This is a genomic window from Rhodococcus sp. KB6, assembly GCF_001445685.1.
Taxonomy (GTDB): Bacteria; Actinomycetota; Actinomycetes; order Mycobacteriales; family Mycobacteriaceae; genus Rhodococcus_F; species Rhodococcus_F qingshengii.
The window spans coordinates 418418-437328 of sequence record NZ_LNAK01000154.1 but is presented as its reverse complement, the minus strand read 5'-3'; the positions used below and the strand labels follow the sequence as shown (position 1 = coordinate 437328).

Genomic DNA, 18911 nt, shown 5'->3' with positions numbered 1-18911 from the left:
TGCGTCCACGCAACCTTCCCGGCGAGAGCCCGAAATGCGGCGGGTGCACAATGAGTGAATGCCACGATCAAGCCCCATTTCCGCTTGGAAGTCCCTTCGCGAAGGCAACGAGCGATTTGTCAACGACGCGTCCATTCACCCCAGCCAGGGAATCGCGGACCGCGCGAAACTCGTCGATGGGCAGCACCCCACAGCGGTGCTGTTCGGTTGCGGTGATTCGCGCGTAGCCGCCGAGATCATCTTCGACCAGGGTCTCGGCGACATGTTCGTCGTGCGCACTGCAGGTCACGTGCTCGACGATTCGGTGCTCGGTTCCATCGAGTACGCGGTTCACGTGCTCAACGTGCCGCTCATCGTCGTCCTCGGGCACGACGGTTGCGGTGCCGTGAAGGCAACGCTCGACGCCCTGGACGAGGGCGCAGTTCCCGACGGATTCATCCGCAGTGTGGTCGAGCGTGTTGCTCCGTCCATCCTGATGGGCCGCAACGAGGGCTTGTCCACCGTGGACGAACTCGAAGGCCGTCACGTCGTGGAGACCGGCTCGCTGATCATGCAGAGGTCGCGGATCATCGCCGACAAGGTGGACAAGGGTGCGTGCGCGATCGTCGGCGTCACGTACACGTTGTCCGACGGTCACATGCGAGTTCAGGGCGCGGTCGGCGACATCGGCGAGAGCGTCGAGACCGTCGAGGGTTAGATCTTCCGGGGCAGTGGTACCTGGCAGCAGACAATGGGTACCGACACGCCGCCTCAGCTGACGGTTAGTGGACCCTGCGCCAACTACCGTTGAGTCCGTGTTGGAACCTAATGGACCACTGCCCCCCGAGATCTACTGGCGTCGCCGGGCGCTGGCCATTGGTGCCGCCGTCATTGCACTGGCGTTGATCATCTGGGCGGCGTCCGCCCTCTTCGGCGGTGGAAGTGATACCCCGGAGGCCGATTCGGCCGCTGCGAGTTCCTCGCTGACGACGGACGTCTCCTTCACCCCCAACCCTTCCGGCTCCAACGCGCCGGACGGTGGCGGTGGCTCGGGTGGCGGCGCTGCCGGTGGATCAGGTGGCTCGGGCACGCAGGCTTCGGGATCGTCTTCGTCTTCTTCCTCTTCGTCGACCACCGGGGCTCCGGTCCCGGCCGGTCAGTGCGCCGACTCGTCGCTGGCAGTCAAGGCCACCGCAGACAAGGCGACCTTCGCTCCCGGCGAGGAGCCGTCGTTCACGATCGTCATCACCAACATCGGTTCGGCACCCTGTGATCGAGATCTGGCGGGCGGCCTTCAGCAGGTGCTCGTCTACAGCATCGACGGCAAGACCCGGTTGTGGTCCAACGTCGACTGCTACCCACAGCCCGCAGCCGACGTACGCAATCTCGCGCCCGGCGAGCAAGCTGCGTTCAAGGTCGCATGGTCGGCCACGACGTCGACCCCCGAGTGCGCGACCGCGCAGAACCCCGAGCGCAATCCGGTGGGCGCAGGCGCTTACACGGTTGTCGGGCAGCTCGGTGCACTGCGAAGCTCCCCGGAGCCGTTCAACATCGCATGAGCGCGGGCAAGCCCGAACAGGCCCGCTAGTTGAAGGATCCGGTGATCGACGTCTCCGCGAGCCGGGAAAGTCCCTCACGGATGTGACGAGCCCACAGCCCGCCGATGCCCTCGACCGACTGCAGATCGGCAGCCGTAGCGGCCAGCAGCGACTGGAGAGTGCCGAAGGATCCGACCAACCGGTGGATCTGATGGAACTGCAATCGAGGTACACGCATCAGCACGCGATATCCGCGAGGAGTCATCGGAGTGTCGAGAGCTTCGATCGTGCCTGGATAACCGAGAACACGCGCAAGAGTCGTGAGATCGAGTAGATCGGCGTCGGTGACGCGATCGAGTGCGACGAGGACGTTGTCCATCGCCGCGGTGCCGATGGGTTCGGGACCGGCAAGATAGTCCCGAACGATGAGTTGACGTGCAATGTCGTTGTCGCCGACCAGTTCTTCGAGCTGCAGTGCCAACTGGCGACCGTCGGTGCCGAGCTCGAGGACATCCTGTTCGATTTCGATCGACACGCGGCGAACCATTTCCAAGCGCTGTACGACGGTCAACGCGTCGCGCAGAGTCACGAAATCCTCGATCTCGACGACCGACAGTTGCCGTGTCACTTCGTCGAGTCGCGCTTTGTATCGTTCGAGCGTCGCGACGGCCTGGTTGGCGCGCGAAAGTATGGTGGCCGAGCCGTCGATGACGTGCCGGATGCCGCCGACGTACACACTGACGATCGACATCGACTGACTGACCGAGACCACGGGATAGCCGGTCTGAATTGCCGTGCGCTCGGCAGCGCGGTGCCTCGTGCCGGATTCGACGGTGGGAATCTTGTGATCGGGAACCAGCTGGACGTTGGCACGCACGATGCGTGTGCCGTCCGTCGAGAGGACAACCGCGCCGTCCATCTTCGACAGCTCGCGCAATCGGGTCGGTGCGAACTCCACGTCGAGGTTGAATCCGCCGTCACACAGCGCTTCCATTTCCTCGTCGTATCCGAGGACGATCAGCGCGCCGGTACGGCCGCGCAGAATTCGTTCGAGCCCGTCTCGCAAAGCGGTACCCGGCGCCAACCTGGCGATGGTCTCTCGCAATGCCGACGACGACTGTGTGTCCGCCATCGCACTGATCATTGAGAAACTCCCTGCTGAGGTCGATGTCACTTCGGTCGGGTCCGATGCCTGCGCCGGACGGATCCCCGTTTAGATTACCTATCCATGAGTAGTACCTGGACCCTGCCTGATGACCTGACTGTCCCGGAGCCGGTCGAATTCTTTCCGGCCGCCGGCGAGAAGCTGCCTCAGCACTGGTCGAAATGCTTCGGCTGCGGCGACGACCAGCCTGCGGGAATGGCGATGAGTTTCAGGGCTGGTAACGGACTGGAAGTGACCGGTCGTCTGGAGGTCGCCAAGAAGTATCAGGGCGGTCCAGGTGTCATTCACGGCGGCATTCTGTCGACGGCATTCGACGAGGCTCAAGGTATGGCATGTATGGCTCTCGGCTCGCCGGTGGTGACCGGGCACCTCGAGATCGACTTCGCCCGGCCGATCCCGTTGGGATCGGTGCTCGAATTCCGGGCTCGCATCGACGGTGTTGTACGCCGCAAGGTCTACACCAGTGCAGAAGCGGTGATCGTCGAAGGTCCGACAGCGGATCCGGACACGGTGGTGGGAACGTCCCGCGGACTGTTCCTGACCATCACTTCGGAACACTTCGCCAAGACCAAGGAGTTCGTGGACGGCGAACCGACGTCCCCGTTCGGCACCTCGTCGGTCTGACGCGGTAGTCGGCCGCAGGCCGGTCACTTCACCGGAGTGAGCTTTGGGCGAGACGGGGCTTGTTTGCCGCCCATCAATCCGGCATAGGCGAGTGCCTCGGCCAGGTTCGCTACTTCGTTGACGCGCATGCCGGGAATGTTCGGGCCGGAATCGACCGGCACGATGGCGCTGGTGAATCCCAATCTGGCAGCTTCGATCAGCCGTCGGTTCACGCCGGCAACCCGTCGAACCTCCCCGGCGAGTCCGACCTCGCCGAGGATGACGAGCCCCTTGGGGACAGGTTTGGCTTTCACGGCGGAAGCGACCGCTATGGCGAGAGCCAGATCGGCACCCGGCTCGGTCATCCGCATACCGCCGACGGTCGCGGCGTAGACGTCGGCCTTCGAGATCGACACCCCGACGCGGCGCTCCAACACGGCCAGAACCATGGCCACACGGGCGGTGTCGAGCCCACTGACGGCTCGACGAGGTGTCGGTAGCGGCGTGGCGGCGACGAGCGCCTGAACTTCACCGAGTAGAGGTCGCTTACCGTCCATCATCACGGTGACGGCAGTGCCTTCCACAGCTTCTTCACGGTGATGCAGGAACAGGCCGGACGGATCGCTGATCTCGTTGATGCCCTGCTCGCTCAGCTCGAAGCATCCGACCTCGTCGGCCGCACCGAATCTGTTCTTCACGCCGCGGACCATGCGCAGGGTGGAGTGCTTGTCACCTTCGAAGTGCAGAACCACGTCCACGAGATGCTCGAGCGAGCGCGGACCGGCGACGGCGCCGTCCTTGGTGACGTGGCCGATCAGAAGCACCGGGATTCCACTGGCCTTGGCCAGGGAGGTCAGGGCGCTGGTGACGGCCTTGACCTGAGTCACGCCGCCGACGACCCCGTCGACGTCGGCAGCAAGCATGGTCTGCACCGAGTCGACGATGACCAGTGTCGGTTTGACCTGCTCGATGTGGCCGAGGATGGTCGCGAGATCGGATTCGGCCGCCAGATACATCCGTTCGTGGACAGAGTTGGTGCGATCTGCCCGAAGCCGAACCTGACCGGCAGACTCCTCGCCCGTGACGTACAACGCTCGATCATCCGCGCTGCGCATCGCCCAGCGGTAGACGACCTCGAGAAGTAGCGTCGATTTTCCGACGCCGGGCTCGCCCGCGAGCAGCACCACCGAACCCGGTACGACGCCACCGCCGAGGACGCGGTCCAACTCACCGATCCCCGTGGGTTTGGCCTGCGTCGAGGTGCTGTCGATCTGTGTCAGCGGCGTGGCCGGCGTCGTAGGCAGCACGGCGCTTGATCCTGCTTTGGCGAGTGAGGCGCCGGCGCGACTGGCGACGGGTGCCACTACGGCGACCTCGGTCATCGAGCCCCACGAATCGCAGTCCGGACATCTACCGACCCACTTGGGCACTACCGACTGGCATTCGGAGCAGCGGTAGTTCGATTTCACTTTGGCCACCGGGACAGACTAGAGGCGGGGTCCGACATGGACCCCGCCTCTAGTGTGATTTTGAAGCTGTTCTGCGAGGCGCATTGTGCGCCTTGGTGATTCGAGGCTCAGTGCCCAGCTTCTGCAACGTCGGGTGACTTGTCCGACTCGTTGCGCTCGAGCTGCGGGCCGGCGTCGACAGGTACGTCGACGGTGACCGATCCGGCCTTCTCGAACTTGAAGGTGATCGGGACGGTCAAGCCGGGGCGAACCCCTGCCTTGATGTCCTGCAGAACGACGAGAGAGAGCGCAGCGGGTGCGTCGTCGTTCTCTTCGTTGTTCTTGATCTGGGTCTCGGCCTCGGTCGCGGCGCCTTCGCCTGCGGGCAACTGACCGGCCTGCAGCGACGTCTGCGGCTTGATCGTCAAGCCACCTACCTCTTCACCTGCGATGACGCGTGCTGCGTAATCGGTGGTGATGCTGACGAGCTTGTCCGTGGTCTCGGCGCTGTCGTTCACGACGGTGAACGCGAGCACGGCGTTGCCGCCCGGCTCGATGCTGTACTCCTCGGACGAGGGGTAAGCGATGTGCACGTTGCGCAGTGCGATCTCACCGAGGTCGGCGCTGTTGCCGTTCACGGCGGCCTGCTGGACGGCGGTCTGGCTCACCTGTCCGGAACCGCAAGCGGACAGCGCGATGGCTGCGCCTGCAGCCAGTGCAATGGCGGTAGCGACTCGACGAGTCGGCTTACGGATAGCAGTCACGATTTGTCCTCCACGGCGTCAGGTTCGCACTCCACTAGGCAGAGTAGTAGATAAGGTCCCGCGGGCTGGCCGTCGGGTCGCCACAACGGTTGTCTGCGTGGGCTTTCAGTCCGTTACGCAGGGGTGCTCCAGACCAGTTGAATGCACGTACAACAAGCCCTGTCAACCCCTACGCTCGAGCAAGGATGCCCCTGACCTGCACAGTTGATGAGTGGTCGGTTCTTTCACGTGTTAAACTAGTGGAATCGAAAGGGGCACGGGACACATGATTTTCAAGGTCGGAGACACCGTCGTATACCCCCATCACGGTGCGGCGCTGATCGAAGCTATCGAAACCCGCACCATCAAGGGTGAGCAGAAGGAGTACCTGGTTCTGAAGGTCGCTCAAGGCGATCTCACAGTACGGGTTCCTGCAGACAACGCAGAGTACGTCGGAGTTCGTGACGTGGTCGGCCAAGAAGGCCTCGACAAGGTTTTCCAGGTTCTGCGAGCACCGCACACCGAAGAGCCCACCAACTGGTCTCGTCGATACAAGGCAAATCTCGAGAAGCTTGCCTCAGGTGACGTGAACAAGGTTGCAGAAGTTGTTCGTGACCTGTGGCGTCGTGAGCAGGACCGCGGACTTTCCGCTGGTGAGAAGCGCATGCTCGCCAAGGCTCGTCAGATTCTCGTCGGAGAGCTCGCGCTCGCCGAGGGCACTGACACCGAGAAGGCAGAGACCATTCTCGACGAGGTCCTCGCGGCCGCGTCCTGACTGCAACACAACAAAGCTGACAGTGGCAGTAGTAGCCCTGGTACCTGCCGCAGGTCGGGGAGTGCGATTGGGCGAGAAGTTGCCCAAGGCATTTGTCGAACTCGGTGGGTGCACCATGCTTGCACGCGCGGTCGATGGACTCCGGAAATCCGGAGCGATCGACCGCGTTGTTGTCATTGTGCCGCCTGAACTGGTCGAATCCGTCGTAGCCGACCTCGGTCGTGCAGCGGACGTCGACGTCGTCGGTGGTGGTGCCGAAAGAACCGATTCGGTTCGAGCCGGCCTCAGTGCTGCCGGCGACGCAGATTTTGTGCTCGTGCACGATGCCGCACGGGCATTGACACCGCCGGCGTTGATCGCGCGCGTCGTCGACACTCTCCGAGCCGGCAGCTCCGCTGTTATCCCGGTACTTCCGGTTACCGACACGATCAAGTCGGTCGACGTACTCGGCGCAGTCACCGGTACGCCTCTGCGTTCGGAGTTGCGTGCGGTTCAAACTCCCCAAGGATTCTCCACCGACGTCCTGCGCAGTGCGTACGACGCCGGTGACGTCGCCGCGACCGACGACGCCGCTCTGGTCGAGCGTCTCGGTGTTTCGGTGCAGACGATTCCCGGCGACGCTCTCGCCTTCAAGATCACCACTCCGCTCGACCTGGTCCTTGCACGGGCGCTCCTGAGCTCGGAGACAGCGTTGAGTGCGGATTCACAGGACGGAAATTAGATGCGCGTCGGTCTCGGCACGGATGTTCATCCCATCGAGGTCGGTCGTCCTTGCTGGATGGCCGGGTTGCTGTTCGAGGAAGCAGACGGGTGCTCGGGCCATTCGGACGGCGATGTCGCCGTCCACGCGCTGTGTGACGCGTTGCTCTCTGCGGCGGGCCTCGGTGACCTCGGTTCGGTTTTCGGCACCGGCAGGCCCGAATGGGACGGCGTGAGCGGCGCTCGAATGCTTGCCGAGGTTCGCCGACTGCTCGAAGAGAACCAGTTCGCCGTCGGCAACGCCGCGGTGCAGGTCATCGGCAACCGTCCGAAGATCGGGCCGCGTCGCGACGAGGCGCAGAAGGTGCTTTCCGAGATACTGGGCGCGCCTGTTTCTGTGTCCGCGACCACCACGGACGGCCTCGGCTTGACCGGTCGAGGCGAGGGGATCGCCGCCATGGCCACCGCGTTGGTCATGACAACCGAACACGACAGGTAAGATCGCTGGTCGTGACCCTGCGCCTATACGACACCGGTACGCGGGCCCTTCGGGATTTTGTTCCGTTGGCCCCCGGACATGCATCGGTGTACCTGTGTGGGGCGACAGTTCAGGGTGATCCTCACATCGGACACGTTCGCAGCGGCGTCGCTTTCGACGTGCTGCGTCGCTGGCTGTTGGCGCACGGCAACGACGTTGCCTTCGTGCGCAACGTGACGGACATCGACGACAAGATTCTCAACAAGGCCGCCGGCGCCGGTCGACCTTGGTGGGAGTGGGCGGCGACGTTCGAGCGGTCGTTCACGTGGGCCTACGACCAACTGGGTGTGCTGCCGCCGTCCATCGAGCCGCGGGCCACCGGTCACGTGACGCAGATGGTCGAGATGATGGAACGCCTGATCGAGAACGGCCACGCGTACGCGGCGGGCGGCGACGTCTACTTCGACGTGCAGAGCTACCCCGAGTACGGCGCACTGTCCGGCCACAAACTCGACGACGTTCATCAGGGCGAGAGTGCGGCCGAGGGCAAGCGCGATCCTCGCGACTTCACCCTCTGGAAGGCCGTCAAGCCCGGTGAGCCCTCGTGGCCGACACCGTGGGGACCCGGCCGTCCGGGCTGGCACCTCGAGTGCTCGGCCATGGCGGAGTTCTATCTCGGGGCGGCATTCGACATCCATTGTGGTGGACGCGATCTCGTCTTCCCGCACCACGAGAACGAAATTGCGCAGGCCAAGTGCGCCGGCGACGATTTCGCTCAGTACTGGTTGCACAACGGCTGGGTCACGATGAGTGGCGAGAAGATGTCCAAGTCGTTGGGCAACGTTCTCTCGGTGCCGAACGTGCTCAAGAAGGTTCGTCCGCAAGAACTTCGGTACTACCTCGGTAGTGCGCACTACCGTTCCAATCTCGAGTACTCGGACGAGGCGTTGGACGAAAGTGCGAAGTCCTACCAGGGGCTCGAGTCGTTCGTCCTGCGCACACACAAGCGTGCGGGCGGCGTCGAACTCGGTACGTGGACCGAAGGTTTCGCGGCGGCTCTCGACAACGACTTGTCGGTGCCGATCGCGTTGGCCGAGATTCACGGCAAGGCGAGCGAGGGTAATTCCGCGCTCGCTGCCGGTGATCTCGACGCGGCTCGGGTGGCTGCCGGCCAGGTGCGGGCCATGCTCGCGATCCTGGGCGTCGACCCACTCGACGAGCATTGGACGCAGTCCGGTGGCGACACCGAGACGGCAATGGAAGCTTTGGACGTGTTGGTGCGGGCCGATCTCGATCGTCGGCAGCAGGCACGTACGGAAAAGAACTGGGCGGTGGCGGACGAGGTCCGCGATCGCCTCATCAAGGCGGGTATCGAAGTAACCGATACTCCCGACGGACCCGAATGGTCCCTTAAGGCAGGGCAGTAACAATGGCTGGAAACTCGAGCAGGCGCGGCGCAGTCCGTAAGGGCGGCACCAAGAAGGGCCAGGTTGCCGGTTCCGGCGGTAAGCACCGTCGCGGTCTCGAAGGGCGTGGCGCTACGCCGCCCGCCGAGGCACGCACCAAGCATCCCGCGGCAAAGCGTGCAGCGCGCGCCGCACGTGCCGACGAGAAGCAGGGCCGCGGTGGCCGTCCGGGTCCGGGCCGCAAGGTTCTCGACGGTCCCGAGACAGTGCTCGGACGCAACCCGGTGGTCGAGTGCCTACGCGCCGGCGTTCCGGCGACTGCACTGTGGGTCGCCGTCGGCACCGAGAGCGACGATCGACTGAAGGAATCCGTTCAGCTCGCTGCGGATGCCGGCATCTCGATCCTCGAGGTCCCCCGCACCGATCTGGATCGCCTCAGCGCCAACGGTCTTCACCAGGGCATCGCCCTGCAGGTTCCGCCGTACCGCTACGCGCACCCGGACGATCTTCTCTCGGAGGCACGCAAGCATGCCGAGCCGCCGCTGCTCGTCGCGCTGGACAACATCACCGATCCCCGCAACCTGGGTGCCGTCGTGCGCTCGGTCGCAGCTTTCGGTGGACACGGCGTCGTGATTCCGGAGCGTCGTAGCGCGAGCGTGAGTGCTGTCGCTTGGCGCACCAGCGCCGGCGCTGCCGCTCGTTTGCCGATTGCTCGGGCAACCAACCTCACCCGCACGCTCAAGGACTGGGCATCGAAGGGTGTTCAGGTCGTCGGTCTCGACGCCGAGGGCGACACCACTCTCGACGATTTCGACGGCAGCGGTCCCGTTGTGATCGTGGTCGGTTCCGAGGGCAAGGGCCTTTCGCGCCTCGTCCGCGAGAACTGCGACGCGATCCTGTCGATTCCGATGGCCGGTCCGGTCGAGTCGCTCAACGCCTCGGTTGCCGCCGGAGTCGTCCTGGCGGACATCGCCCGCAGGCGTCGTAGCAGCTGAGTTGTAACGGCTTTCGGGTGAGTCTGGCGGGGTTCTAGCTCCGTACCGACCAGGCTTCCCACAGTGCAGCGTAGGAACCGTCCGCGCCGATCAGTTCGTCATGTGTCCCGCTCTCGACTACGCGGCCACCGCTCATGACGAGTGTGCGATCGGCGCGGACTGCTTGGCTCAGCCGGTGTGCGATCACCACGGCGGTCCGGCCGGTGACTGCTAGTTCGGCTGCCTGATCGAGTAGACCGGCTGCGGTGGTTCCGGCTTCGGCAGTCGCCTCGTCGAGGATGACGACGGGAGGATCGAGCAGAGCCAGTCGGACGAGGGCTATGTGCTGTGCCTGCGCTGCCGTCAACTGGTACCCACCGGCCCCGACCCTGGTCTCGAGTCCGTCCGGAAGTTCATGAATCCATTGAGCTTTCATCGTGTCGACGGCTTCGGCGATCTTCGCATCGTCCGAATCTGGTGCACACAACCGGAGATCGTCGGCGATCGTCCCGACGAACACGTGAATTTCCTGGCTGACGAGGACGACTTCGTGCCGAAGTTCGGCATCACTCAGGTCGTCAATCAGTGTGCCGTCGACGGTGATTCGCCCGTCCCCGACGGGAATGATGCCGGCAATCAGTTTGGCGAGCGTGGTCTTTCCGGCGCCGCTGCTTCCGACGACGGCGATTCGTTCCCCCGGTGCGATCGAGATCGAGATCGAATCGATCACCGGGGTGGAGTTGTCGTACGAGTAGGAAACCCGGTCCACCTCGACGCCGATGGGTTCGGACCGAGCCGAGGCAGGAATGCTCGTGGGCCGCCCGGGCATCGCGGTGACTCCGATCAGGCGAGCCAGGCTGGCACCCGCATCCTGCAATTCGTCGATGTTCGAGAGAAATACCGCGATGGGGCTGAACAGACTGTGGAAGTAGAGGGCGGCGGCGGTAGCAGCCCCGATGGACACCGAGCCTGTGGTCACGAGCCAGTAGCCGACGCTCAGGACGGCGGCCAGTCCGAGCAGTTCGGCGCCGTTGAGTTGGGCGAAGAAGTTGGTGCGCAGGCGAACTGCCTGCATGTCGAAGCTGATGGCGTGCTCGGAGGTCTCGGCGATTCGGCCGATGTGCTCGTCTGTTCGCCGCAGGGCAGTGACAGTGCCTGCGCCTCCGAGAGTTTCGATGAGCTGTTGTCCCCGCCTGGCCTGCGCAGCGCGAGAGCGTCGGTAGACGGGTCCGGAGCGTCGGAGGAAATGACGAAGAGCGAAATAGTGAATCGGCGCAACGGCAACGATTGCCACGGTGAAGCGCCAATCGATCACTCCCACACCGACAAGCGTCAGTGAAATCATGAACAGGGCAGACACGGTGGCGGGTAGTACTCGCGCGATGACGGTGTTTACCGCTTCGACGTCGCCCGAGACCCGGGAAATCAGATCACCGGTTCCGGCATCCTCGACCAGTGACGACGGCTGCGCGAGGGTGGCGGCGAACACGTCCTCGCGAAGATCGGCCAGCACGTTCTGCGCGACATTCGCCAGAAGCTGTGTGCTCCACCAGGTCAGCGCAACTCCTGCTGCCGCTGCGCCGAGCATGAACGCGGTGATACGCAGGAGTGAGGCAAACGGTTTGCCCTCCGTGACCGCATCGACCATGAGTCCGAGCAGTGCCGGGGTGGACAGGCCGCAGGCCGTAGCAGAGAGAAGCACGACGGTCGTGAGTGCGAGCGCTCGCTTGCGTGGCCGAAGCAGTGCGATCAATGCGCGGACGGTCTGCTTGGTCGACGCGATCGGCAGGGCAGATACAACCGGAACAGCAGATGCATCCGGAAGGGTATCGGTCACAGCGACTCTCCCTCCCGAACGCCGTGGTCGATCGTGACGACACGGTCACACGAATGGAGCAGGGTCGGGCTCGAGGTGATCACCAGAATGGCCTTGTCGGGGAAGTTTCTCAGGGAGTGTGCAATTCGATGCTCGGTGACAGAGTCCACGGAAGTGGTGGGTTCGTGGAGGACCAGGATCGGCTGGGGTTGATGGAGAGCGCGGGCGAGGAGAAGGCGTTGGCGTTGACCTCCGGAGAGTTTTTTTCCTTGCTCGCCTACCTCGGAGAGGTGGCCGTCGGGCAGATGCGTCAACACGTCGTCGAGCGCAGATGACGTCATTGCCGACGAGTCGACGTTCGGTGCAGCCAGATTGTCGAAGACGGTGCCGGTGAACACGGTTCCTTCATGAGCGGAGACGAACACCTGATCACGAACTCCGTCCGGGCCGAGGTCGGTTGCATCGGTGCCGAATACGAAGTAAGAGTCGGGGTCCAGCGGAGTCTGAAAGGCGAGTTGTCGTGCCAGTCGATCGGCGGAATCGTCAGCGCGCACGCCCACCACTTCTCCGCGTCGAGCTGAGACGACAGTTCCGTTGTCCGCCGAAATCAATAGGGCGTCTTCACTTCTGGCAGGTTCGGTCGTGGCCGTGGCGGCCAGCGATTCGATCAGGTGTGGCTCGGCCAAAAGTTCGGAAAGTCTGCGCGCGGAACCTCGCTTGGCAGCGAGTTCGGCACCGAAGAACCCCAGCGTTTCCATCGGACCGGCAATCACTCTGCTCAAGCCGACAACGGTGACGAAATTGCCCACGGTGATCGTGCCTTGATGCGCCATCCACGCGGCTCCAAGCGCAACCGAAGCCAGCACCAACGCGGAGACCCCGGAATTGAGCGCGGTCAGGCTGGACATTGCTCTGACCGTCCGGATCGCTGCCTTCATCGACTCCCGGCTCGCGTTGACGTATCGCGACAGGGCGGTGGGTTCAGCCCCGAAACCCTTCAGTACTCGTAGGCCCAGCGTGAAATCCGTTGCAAGCATGCCTGCCTCGGCTGCCTTCTTCTGCTCTGCATACACGCGCTCGTCCAGTGGACCGCTGATCCTGTGGATGAATATGAGCTGCGCAGCGGTGATGAGTACGACGATCAGTGCGAGCGGCCACGAGACGAAGGCAAGCGAAATCACTGCCGCGGCGAGCCCCGCAAAAGCCGAGCCCTGTTCGGCGACAACCCAGGAAAAGCCCGAGACGTGTGAGGCATCCGAGGTAGAGATGGTGAGAACTTCACCGGTCGAACGCTGAGCTTTCATCCCCCTGGCATCGAGTACTCGTCTGGCAGCATTCAGTCGTAGGTCGTGTTCGCCGTAGACGAAGACCTGCGTGTTCAGGCGAACTGCGATGCGCCACGACAGAGCGAGTCCCACGAACAGAGCACACAGCACCGCAAGCCACACGAGAAGTGCTGTGCTGTCGGACTTTCCGATTGCCCGGTCGACGACGGTGCCGATCAGCACCGGGATGAGGGCTTGAGCTACCTGATACGACGCCTGCCCGGTGACGGCTGCAACCAGTCGCGGGCCGCGTCCGGAGGAGAATGATCCGACTCGGATCATCTCCATCGGACCGGAACGAGTTTCGGGCAGCGCTGACACTCGTGAAACTCCTCGCCCAGATCTGAACACTCGTTGTGCAGTTCTACGGTAGAGCCGGTGCGAGTGCGGAAAGTGCTCGCAGATGCCAAGGGCTACGCGGCAGCGGCCAGATGGAGTATCGACACCCCATTACCGGGATCGGGTCTCGATATACCTGGCTGGTCGAAACAAAGTACGTTTGCGAAGAGAGCTGACAGAAGATGAAGAGCACTACCCGAATAGTGGCTGCGTTGGCCGCGATTGCCCTGCTCGCAGGCTGCCAGAGCAGCACCGAGTCAACAGCGTCGGAGGGCACGACGCAGTTGGCCGAGGCCGGCGCGCTGCCGGTCACCGTTGATCACGCGTACGGGTCGACCACCATCGAGACCGAACCTCAGCGGATCGTGACTATCGGCTGGAACAGCCAGGATTCGGTCCTCGCACTGGGCAAGACACCCGTCGCCATGGAGTCGTTCAGTGGGGCAGGCTTGGAGAACGGCATCCTGCCGTGGGACGAAGAATTGTTGGGCGATGTCGAACCCACGTTGCTCGACAGCACGTCCGGTGTGCCGTTCGAGCAGATCCTGGCGTTGGAGCCGGACGTGATCATCGCAGTGGTCTCGGGAATCACCGAAGACGACTATGCACGTCTTTCCCAGATCGCACCCACCATTCCGTTCAAGGAGACCGCATGGGCGACCACGTGGCAGGAACAGTTGTCGACCATCGGATCAGTACTCGGCCAACCGAAGCGGGCTGCCGAGCTGATCGAGGAAACTGACGATTCCATAGCCGACCTGGCTGCCGGATCCCCCAATCTGAACGGGAAAACCTTGACCTTCCTCTCGGGAAACATCGACGGCCTCACCAATTACTGCGCTGACGACGGCCGAGTCATCCTGATGTCCCAGCTCGGACTGAAGCAGTCGGCCGGAAGCGCAGAGCTGTGCGGCGACACCCAGGGGTCGGTGACTGCATCGCGCGAACAGTACAACGAACTGGACGCGGACGTGATCGTGCTCAACGACGCGAGTGGGCAGGGGCTCCCCGGATTGATGGGGGACAAGTTGTTTGCCGACCTGCCGGCAGTCAAGGACGGCAGGCTGATTCAGCAGCTCGGTCTGGCACGAGTCATGGCCTTGGCGTCACCCACGTCGCTGAGCGTCAAATATGCTTTCGCGGAACTGGTCTCGAAGATGAACGGGTTCTGACCAGTTAGGCTGACAACTCGCACGCGTCCGAGTAGTAGTTCTTCGGTGTGCGTCCGGTGACCTTGCGGAACACGCTGGTGAAGGCGCTGGGGGTTTCGTATCCGACGCGACGGCTTACCGTCGAAACAGGAACGCCCGCAGCGAGATAGGACATCGCAGCGCGGACGCGAACTTGAATTCGCCACTCGGTGAAGGACATCCCCGTGCCTTGAGAGAACACACGGCTCAGGGTGCGGGGGCTTCCGCCTACCACATAGGCCCAATCGGCAAGCCCGCGTTGATCGGCGGGGTCGGCGATCAAGCGGCGTGCAACGGCGAGGGCCCGGGGATCGGCGGGCATCGGTACTGCGACATCAGCCGCCTCGATGGGCGCGAGCGTGTCGAAGACTACGGATTCCGCCCGCAAGCGAGCCTCGGTAGGCATATTTCGCTGGTGCAGATGGATGAGCATCGTCTTGACGACGTCGTCGATGCCGATGATCGCGGGTTTTGTCCACGGGTGGGGGAACGACTCGGGCCGGAAATAGGTGAAGCGAGCCTCGGTGGATGCGCCGAGCGTGATGCGCCGTGGAGTTCCAGCCGGAATCCACATGCCGACCGTCGGTGGTATCTGCCAACGAACGTCGTCGATGTACGCGCTCATCTCGCCGGAAGCGCCCCAGAGGAGTTCGTGTTCGGGATGGCGGATCTCACGCCACGCGCGCTTCTGATCACGCCCGATGGTGGACGTCGTCATCGAGAAGGGGAGCGGAACGTACCGGCCTGCCGGCACAGCCCAGTACGGAAATCCTGTGGAACTCATCGGTGGATCATACCGCGAATGACTTAGGTAATGCTTTCCTATTTGGTTCTTTGATGCAGGCGCGACGGAGTGTGATCGCCACAAAAGATCGAGGGTGGCACCGAGTCCGAAGACTCGATGCCACCCTCGAACACATTCCCCGACGGAGTGTTTACAGGTGGAGCAGGCGGAGCGAGTGAATCAGCTGCCGTTGGCCAGGACACCGCTGATGATGTCGGAGATGAAGCCGGCCGGGTTGTCCAGGATGGAGGATCCGGCCGAACCGGTTCCGCCCTCGCCGTCAGAAGAGCCGAAGCCCAGATCTGCCGAGCCCGATGCGGCCGCCTCGCCGGGGTTCTTGGCGCGGATCTTGGCGTAGACGCCGCTGATGTTCTGCTCGGTATTGAACGTCGAGATACCGATCGAGCTCGACATTTCCTGGTACGAGCCGATCGGTGCATCGTCGGCGACGAGGTACTGCGCCTCGATCGTCACGGTCTTGCTTCCGGTGGGTGAGATCAGCCAGCCGGTGCTGGGTACATTCACGGTTCGGGCGGCAGTGTCAACCGAAGGCGTGACGGATTCGGTCTTCTGACCGCCGATCAAGTGCCACGCGTTGACCGTCGCCGTGCCCTGAATGTACTTGAACGTGGCGGGGTAGCGGTCGACGAACTGGTCGACGTAACGCTCGGGGTGGCCTGTTGTGGAAATGACCGTGCGTACGGTGACTTTGCCGCCGGGTGCAACTTCGCCGTCGCCCACGATGCTCTTGGTGATCCGGACGTTGGAGGAGTTGACCGTTGCCGCGGACGGGTGGGTGGCATCGGCGCTCGCGGTGCCTGCGGTCATCACGAGTCCGCTGGTTGCAAGTGCCGCGATTGCGATTCCGGTAAGTGTTTTGCGCATTGAAAAACGTGACATGGAATTCTCCGTTCGAGGGGTTCACGCTGACGGCGATGGGATGACTCTTCAAAGGTTGCGCCGTGGTAACCATTGAAACCTATCGGACGCTTGCCTATGTGTCAGTTCGGCAGAATTTACGGAAAAGTCCGAATTGAGAGGACTTTTTCGGTGTCGATTGCCTGCCGTTAACTGATTGTCGACTATTTCGACGAAAAGCTGGGCGAATGTCCAGGTCGACTGTATCGTACTTCGAGAGTCGGGTTGCAACAAGTTCCAGTAATCAATGAATTCGGTTGTCCTGGAACCACACAGAGTGGAGATTGTTCGTGGCAAAGTTTGGATCCAGGAATCGTAGTCTGTCCACCGTTGGAGCTGGTTTGGGGGTGATTGCTCTTGCTGTGGGCGCAAGCGCGCTGGGTGCGGGAGTCGCGACTGCCGAGACAGCAACTTCCGGTGCCTACACATTTACTCGCACCGTGGACAATGCGTCGCCGAAGATCGGTGACACGATCACCTACACGATAGTGTCGAAGAAGAGCGGAATCGACGGGTATATCAGCAGGTTCACCGAGACGCATGCCGCATGCTTGACCTTTGTCCCGGGCTCGGCGAAGGTCACGAAGTTTCACGTTGGCGGGACGATGACCGAAACCACTGAAACGCCGGAACTGACAGCCACGACGCTCGAGGTGACCAGTGCCGGCTGGATCAACAACGGCAGCAAACCGGTGACCATGAAGACCAGCTACACGGTTACTGCTTCGTGTGCGCCGGGAACCGTGTACGGAAGTGGATTGGCGGTAGGTGCCACGGTGATGGGCAACGGATTCCAGTCGAGTGCGAATTTCGCCAACTTGGGCCCGTCCATCACTGTCCGCGCCGCGGATGTGGTCGATCCGGTTGACCCGGTTGATCCGGTTGATCCGGTTGATCCCACTGGCCCCGGAACCGGTGGCGGAATCGGATCGCTCGGCTCGTTGAGTGGTGGCCTCGGTTCCCTCAGCGGCCTGTTCGGTTCGAGCTAGGCGAGAGTTGTGAAACGGCGGGCCGAGACTGTCGTGGTCTCGGCCCGCCGCGGTTGTTCGGTGATCGGGTATTCAAACCATCAGGTGCTCAGCCGAATTCGATCGAGGTGTTGATTTCTTCCACCTGGTTGGAGGTCTGCATGTTCGTCGTGTCGGTGAACTGGTTTGCAAAGCTGACCAGGTAGACCGGCGAGTTGTCGTCGGCTTGGTAAGCGACGACCGTCATGACGGCGTAGAGCGGAACGTCCAGGTTTGGGGCGGTCCAGGTTCCGGAGAGGCGGAAACCCTGCTGTCCGTCGACGTCGATCTCGGTGTACTTCACCTCGGTCCACCCGTCGAGAGTGGCGATCGTTTCACGCGCAGCGGCAAGAACCTCGTCTTTTGTTGCGGTGCCTTGATTTTCGACCGTCACCGTGGTGTTCGGCATGAAACCGCTGGGTTCCTGGCTGTTGCTGGACAATGCGTCCGTAACGCCGGCAGGGATGTTCTCGCCGTGAGTCCAGCTCGGCGGGAGGCTGACGCTGATGCTCGGCGCTTCGGGGTCGTCGCCGGTTTCGATCGTCGTCCGCTCACCGATGAACGGTGTTCCGTCCCGTAATGTCGGCGTCGCGGCAGCGGCAGACGACGAGGATGCAGAACTTTCGGAAGCAGTGGTCTCACTGGTGTTGGTATCACTGGAGACGGCGTCGCCGCTTTCCGAACTGCTGCATCCGGACAAGACGAGTGCAGCAGTGATCAGTGACGCTATTCCGAGAGCAAGTGTGCTGCTCTTAGGGCTCATAGTGTGACAGTCCTTCAGGTTCTGGCGACGGCCGAGCGCCGCCGGCAGCATTGCTGGCGCGGCTGAGACTATCAGCGCTACGACGGCCGAGTAGTGGCCTTGAAGGTAATGGTGCTGCCGGGCCGCAGCTGTGCCAGCGACGCAATCCCGGCGTCGGAAACGACGGCGATGACCGGGTATCCGCCGGTCACGGGATGGTCGGCGAGGAACACGACGGGCTGGCCGCCTGGCGGCACCTGGATGGATCCCGTCACGACGCCTTCGCTCGGCAATTCCCCGGTGCGTGAGCGATGCAAAGGCCCTTGGCCCTGTAGCCGGACCCCGACTCGGTTGGTGTGTTCGGTGACTTTCCACGTGGTGTGAAGGAGCGCGTGAACGGATGCGGCGGTGAACCAGGAATTTCGGGGGCCGAGCGTGATCTCGATCGGAACCGCGCCGAGTGCAGGTGCGGGCGGTGGAATCAACTCTTCGGTGGGCCACGTCCCTTCCTCGGCCCCGAGGAGGACTAGATCGCCGGCGGCGAGCGGCGGCGGCCCGAGTCCGGAGAGCGTGTCGGTGGATCTGCTTCCGAGTACCTGCGGGACGTCGACGCCACCGCGTGCAGAGATATACGTTCTCAACCCGGTTGTGCTGTAACCCAATTCGAGAATGCTGCCACTACCCAGATGGATGCTCGCGTAGTCAGGTGCCGGCCGTCCGTCGACGGCCAGCGGCACCCGCGCGCCTGTCGCTGCCACCGTCATCGAACCGACGGCCCGCATAGCGAAACCGCCAGCGGTGACTTCGATGGTTGCTGCTCGAAAAGTGTTGCCTACGAGTCTGTTGGCGCTGTCGTGCGAGATCATGTCGACGGCGCCGGATCTTCCGACCCCGAGGGCACCGTAGCCTCTCCGCCCGCGGTCCTGAACTGTGGCGAGCGGGCCGGTACGCACAACCTCGAGCCAGGCCATGAATCCATTGT

General features: G+C 63.0%; 19 protein-coding genes. 10 read left to right on the top strand and 9 right to left on the bottom strand.

Annotated features, from left to right (window positions below; genetic code table 11):
• Nucleotides 1-58: 58 nt before the first annotated feature.
• Both ASU23_RS29410 and ASU23_RS29405 read left to right on the top strand, forming a co-directional pair.
• Nucleotides 59-697 (top strand): carbonic anhydrase, encoded by a 639-nt coding sequence (locus ASU23_RS29410; protein ID WP_003945421.1) that lies wholly within the window; start codon nt 59-61, stop codon nt 695-697.
• Between the two features lie 97 nt (nt 698-794).
• Entirely contained in the window at nt 795-1538 is a 744-nt protein-coding gene (locus tag ASU23_RS29405) for a DUF4232 domain-containing protein (RefSeq protein WP_007726893.1), read from the top strand.
• A 25-nt stretch (nt 1539-1563) separates the two neighbouring features.
• Here ASU23_RS29405 and disA read toward each other — a convergent pair whose 3' ends face one another.
• Entirely contained in the window at nt 1564-2649 is a 1086-nt protein-coding gene (gene disA / locus ASU23_RS29400) for a DNA integrity scanning diadenylate cyclase DisA (RefSeq protein ID WP_024487741.1), read from the bottom strand.
• A 96-nt stretch (nt 2650-2745) separates the two neighbouring features.
• Between disA and ASU23_RS29395 the strand changes: the two genes are divergently transcribed.
• Nucleotides 2746-3306, top strand: a complete 561-nt coding sequence (locus ASU23_RS29395; RefSeq protein ID WP_003945494.1) for a PaaI family thioesterase — start codon at nt 2746-2748, stop codon at nt 3304-3306.
• A gap of 23 nt (nt 3307-3329) precedes the next feature.
• Here ASU23_RS29395 and radA read toward each other — a convergent pair whose 3' ends face one another.
• Both radA and ASU23_RS29385 read right to left on the bottom strand, forming a co-directional pair.
• Complete coding sequence (gene radA / locus ASU23_RS29390) at nt 3330-4763, bottom strand: DNA repair protein RadA (protein ID WP_003945739.1); 1434 nt, start codon at nt 4761-4763, stop codon at nt 3330-3332.
• A gap of 98 nt (nt 4764-4861) precedes the next feature.
• On the bottom strand, nt 4862-5497 hold the full coding sequence (locus tag ASU23_RS29385) for a lipoprotein (RefSeq protein WP_007726888.1): 636 nt from the start codon (nt 5495-5497) through the stop codon (nt 4862-4864).
• 265 nt (nt 5498-5762) lie between these two features.
• On the opposite strand from ASU23_RS29385, the gene carD reads away from it, so the two are divergent.
• Genes carD through rlmB form a run of 5 tightly spaced genes read left to right on the top strand, consistent with a single transcriptional unit; the run spans nt 5763 to nt 9829 of the window.
• Nucleotides 5763-6251 carry an RNA polymerase-binding transcription factor CarD gene (gene carD, locus ASU23_RS29380; protein ID WP_003945666.1) on the top strand — a complete coding sequence of 163 codons (489 nt, stop codon included), beginning with the start codon at nt 5763-5765 and terminating at the stop codon, nt 6249-6251.
• A gap of 22 nt (nt 6252-6273) precedes the next feature.
• Nucleotides 6274-6972 carry a 2-C-methyl-D-erythritol 4-phosphate cytidylyltransferase gene (ispD, locus tag ASU23_RS29375; RefSeq protein WP_003945606.1) on the top strand — a complete coding sequence of 233 codons (699 nt, stop codon included), beginning with the start codon at nt 6274-6276 and terminating at the stop codon, nt 6970-6972.
• The gene (gene ispF, locus ASU23_RS29370; protein ID WP_003945901.1) at nt 6973-7449 is read left to right on the top strand and encodes a 2-C-methyl-D-erythritol 2,4-cyclodiphosphate synthase; all 477 of its coding nucleotides are present in this window, start codon (nt 6973-6975) and stop codon (nt 7447-7449) included. It begins immediately after the preceding gene.
• An 11-nt stretch (nt 7450-7460) separates the two neighbouring features.
• Complete coding sequence (cysS, locus tag ASU23_RS29365; protein ID WP_003945830.1) at nt 7461-8855, top strand: cysteine--tRNA ligase; 1395 nt, start codon at nt 7461-7463, stop codon at nt 8853-8855.
• A 2-nt stretch (nt 8856-8857) separates the two neighbouring features.
• Nucleotides 8858-9829: a 23S rRNA (guanosine(2251)-2'-O)-methyltransferase RlmB gene (gene rlmB / locus ASU23_RS29360; protein WP_003945749.1), complete on the top strand. Its 972-nt coding sequence runs from the start codon at nt 8858-8860 to the stop codon at nt 9827-9829.
• A gap of 34 nt (nt 9830-9863) precedes the next feature.
• Here the strand turns inward: rlmB and ASU23_RS29355 are convergent, their stop codons facing one another.
• Both ASU23_RS29355 and ASU23_RS29350 read right to left on the bottom strand, forming a co-directional pair.
• A complete protein-coding gene (locus ASU23_RS29355; RefSeq protein ID WP_058039250.1) occupies nt 9864-11645 on the bottom strand; it encodes an ABC transporter ATP-binding protein in 1782 nt (593 codons plus the stop codon).
• Nucleotides 11642-13270: an ABC transporter ATP-binding protein gene (locus ASU23_RS29350; RefSeq protein ID WP_058039249.1), complete on the bottom strand. Its 1629-nt coding sequence runs from the start codon at nt 13268-13270 to the stop codon at nt 11642-11644. The genes ASU23_RS29355 and ASU23_RS29350 overlap by 4 nt, the downstream gene beginning before the upstream one ends.
• Nucleotides 13271-13470: 200 nt before the next feature.
• Here ASU23_RS29350 and ASU23_RS29345 point away from each other — a divergent pair, with 200 nt between their 5' ends.
• Nucleotides 13471-14460, top strand: a complete 990-nt coding sequence (locus ASU23_RS29345; protein ID WP_003945426.1) for an iron-siderophore ABC transporter substrate-binding protein — start codon at nt 13471-13473, stop codon at nt 14458-14460.
• 4 nt (nt 14461-14464) lie between these two features.
• On the opposite strand, the gene ASU23_RS29340 is transcribed toward ASU23_RS29345, so the two are convergent.
• Both ASU23_RS29340 and ASU23_RS29335 read right to left on the bottom strand, forming a co-directional pair.
• Entirely contained in the window at nt 14465-15262 is a 798-nt protein-coding gene (locus ASU23_RS29340) for an AraC family transcriptional regulator (protein ID WP_031332820.1), read from the bottom strand.
• Between the two features lie 180 nt (nt 15263-15442).
• Nucleotides 15443-16162: a hypothetical protein gene (locus tag ASU23_RS29335; RefSeq protein ID WP_003945935.1), complete on the bottom strand. Its 720-nt coding sequence runs from the start codon at nt 16160-16162 to the stop codon at nt 15443-15445.
• 365 nt (nt 16163-16527) lie between these two features.
• Here ASU23_RS29335 and ASU23_RS29330 point away from each other — a divergent pair, with 365 nt between their 5' ends.
• The gene (locus tag ASU23_RS29330; RefSeq protein WP_058039248.1) at nt 16528-17169 is read left to right on the top strand and encodes a hypothetical protein; all 642 of its coding nucleotides are present in this window, start codon (nt 16528-16530) and stop codon (nt 17167-17169) included.
• Between the two features lie 88 nt (nt 17170-17257).
• Here the strand turns inward: ASU23_RS29330 and ASU23_RS29325 are convergent, their stop codons facing one another.
• Entirely contained in the window at nt 17258-17950 is a 693-nt protein-coding gene (locus ASU23_RS29325; protein ID WP_058039314.1) for an LpqN/LpqT family lipoprotein, read from the bottom strand.
• 77 nt (nt 17951-18027) lie between these two features.
• Nucleotides 18028-18900: a biotin-dependent carboxyltransferase family protein gene (locus ASU23_RS29320; protein ID WP_007733989.1), complete on the bottom strand. Its 873-nt coding sequence runs from the start codon at nt 18898-18900 to the stop codon at nt 18028-18030.
• Nucleotides 18901-18911: the final 11 nt, after the last annotated feature.

Bases quoted from the DNA above. Each gene is read 5' to 3' on its own strand.
- ASU23_RS29325 (WP_058039314.1), bottom strand. From the start codon at position 17,950: ATGAGCCCTAAGAGCAGCACACTTGCTCTCGGAATAGCGTCACTGATC.
- ASU23_RS29320 (WP_007733989.1), bottom strand. From the start codon at position 18,900: ATGGCCTGGCTCGAGGTTGTGCGTACCGGCCCGCTCGCCACAGTTCAG.
- carD (WP_003945666.1), top strand. From the start codon at position 5,763: ATGATTTTCAAGGTCGGAGACACCGTCGTATACCCCCATCACGGTGCG.
- ASU23_RS29345 (WP_003945426.1), top strand. From the start codon at position 13,471: ATGAAGAGCACTACCCGAATAGTGGCTGCGTTGGCCGCGATTGCCCTG.
- ispF (WP_003945901.1), top strand. From the start codon at position 6,973: ATGCGCGTCGGTCTCGGCACGGATGTTCATCCCATCGAGGTCGGTCGT.
- disA (WP_024487741.1), bottom strand. From the start codon at position 2,649: ATGGCGGACACACAGTCGTCGTCGGCATTGCGAGAGACCATCGCCAGG.
- ASU23_RS29335 (WP_003945935.1), bottom strand. From the start codon at position 16,162: ATGTCACGTTTTTCAATGCGCAAAACACTTACCGGAATCGCAATCGCG.
- ASU23_RS29395 (WP_003945494.1), top strand. From the start codon at position 2,746: ATGAGTAGTACCTGGACCCTGCCTGATGACCTGACTGTCCCGGAGCCG.
- ASU23_RS29340 (WP_031332820.1), bottom strand. From the start codon at position 15,262: ATGAGTTCCACAGGATTTCCGTACTGGGCTGTGCCGGCAGGCCGGTAC.
- ASU23_RS29410 (WP_003945421.1), top strand. From the start codon at position 59: ATGCCACGATCAAGCCCCATTTCCGCTTGGAAGTCCCTTCGCGAAGGC.
- rlmB (WP_003945749.1), top strand. From the start codon at position 8,858: ATGGCTGGAAACTCGAGCAGGCGCGGCGCAGTCCGTAAGGGCGGCACC.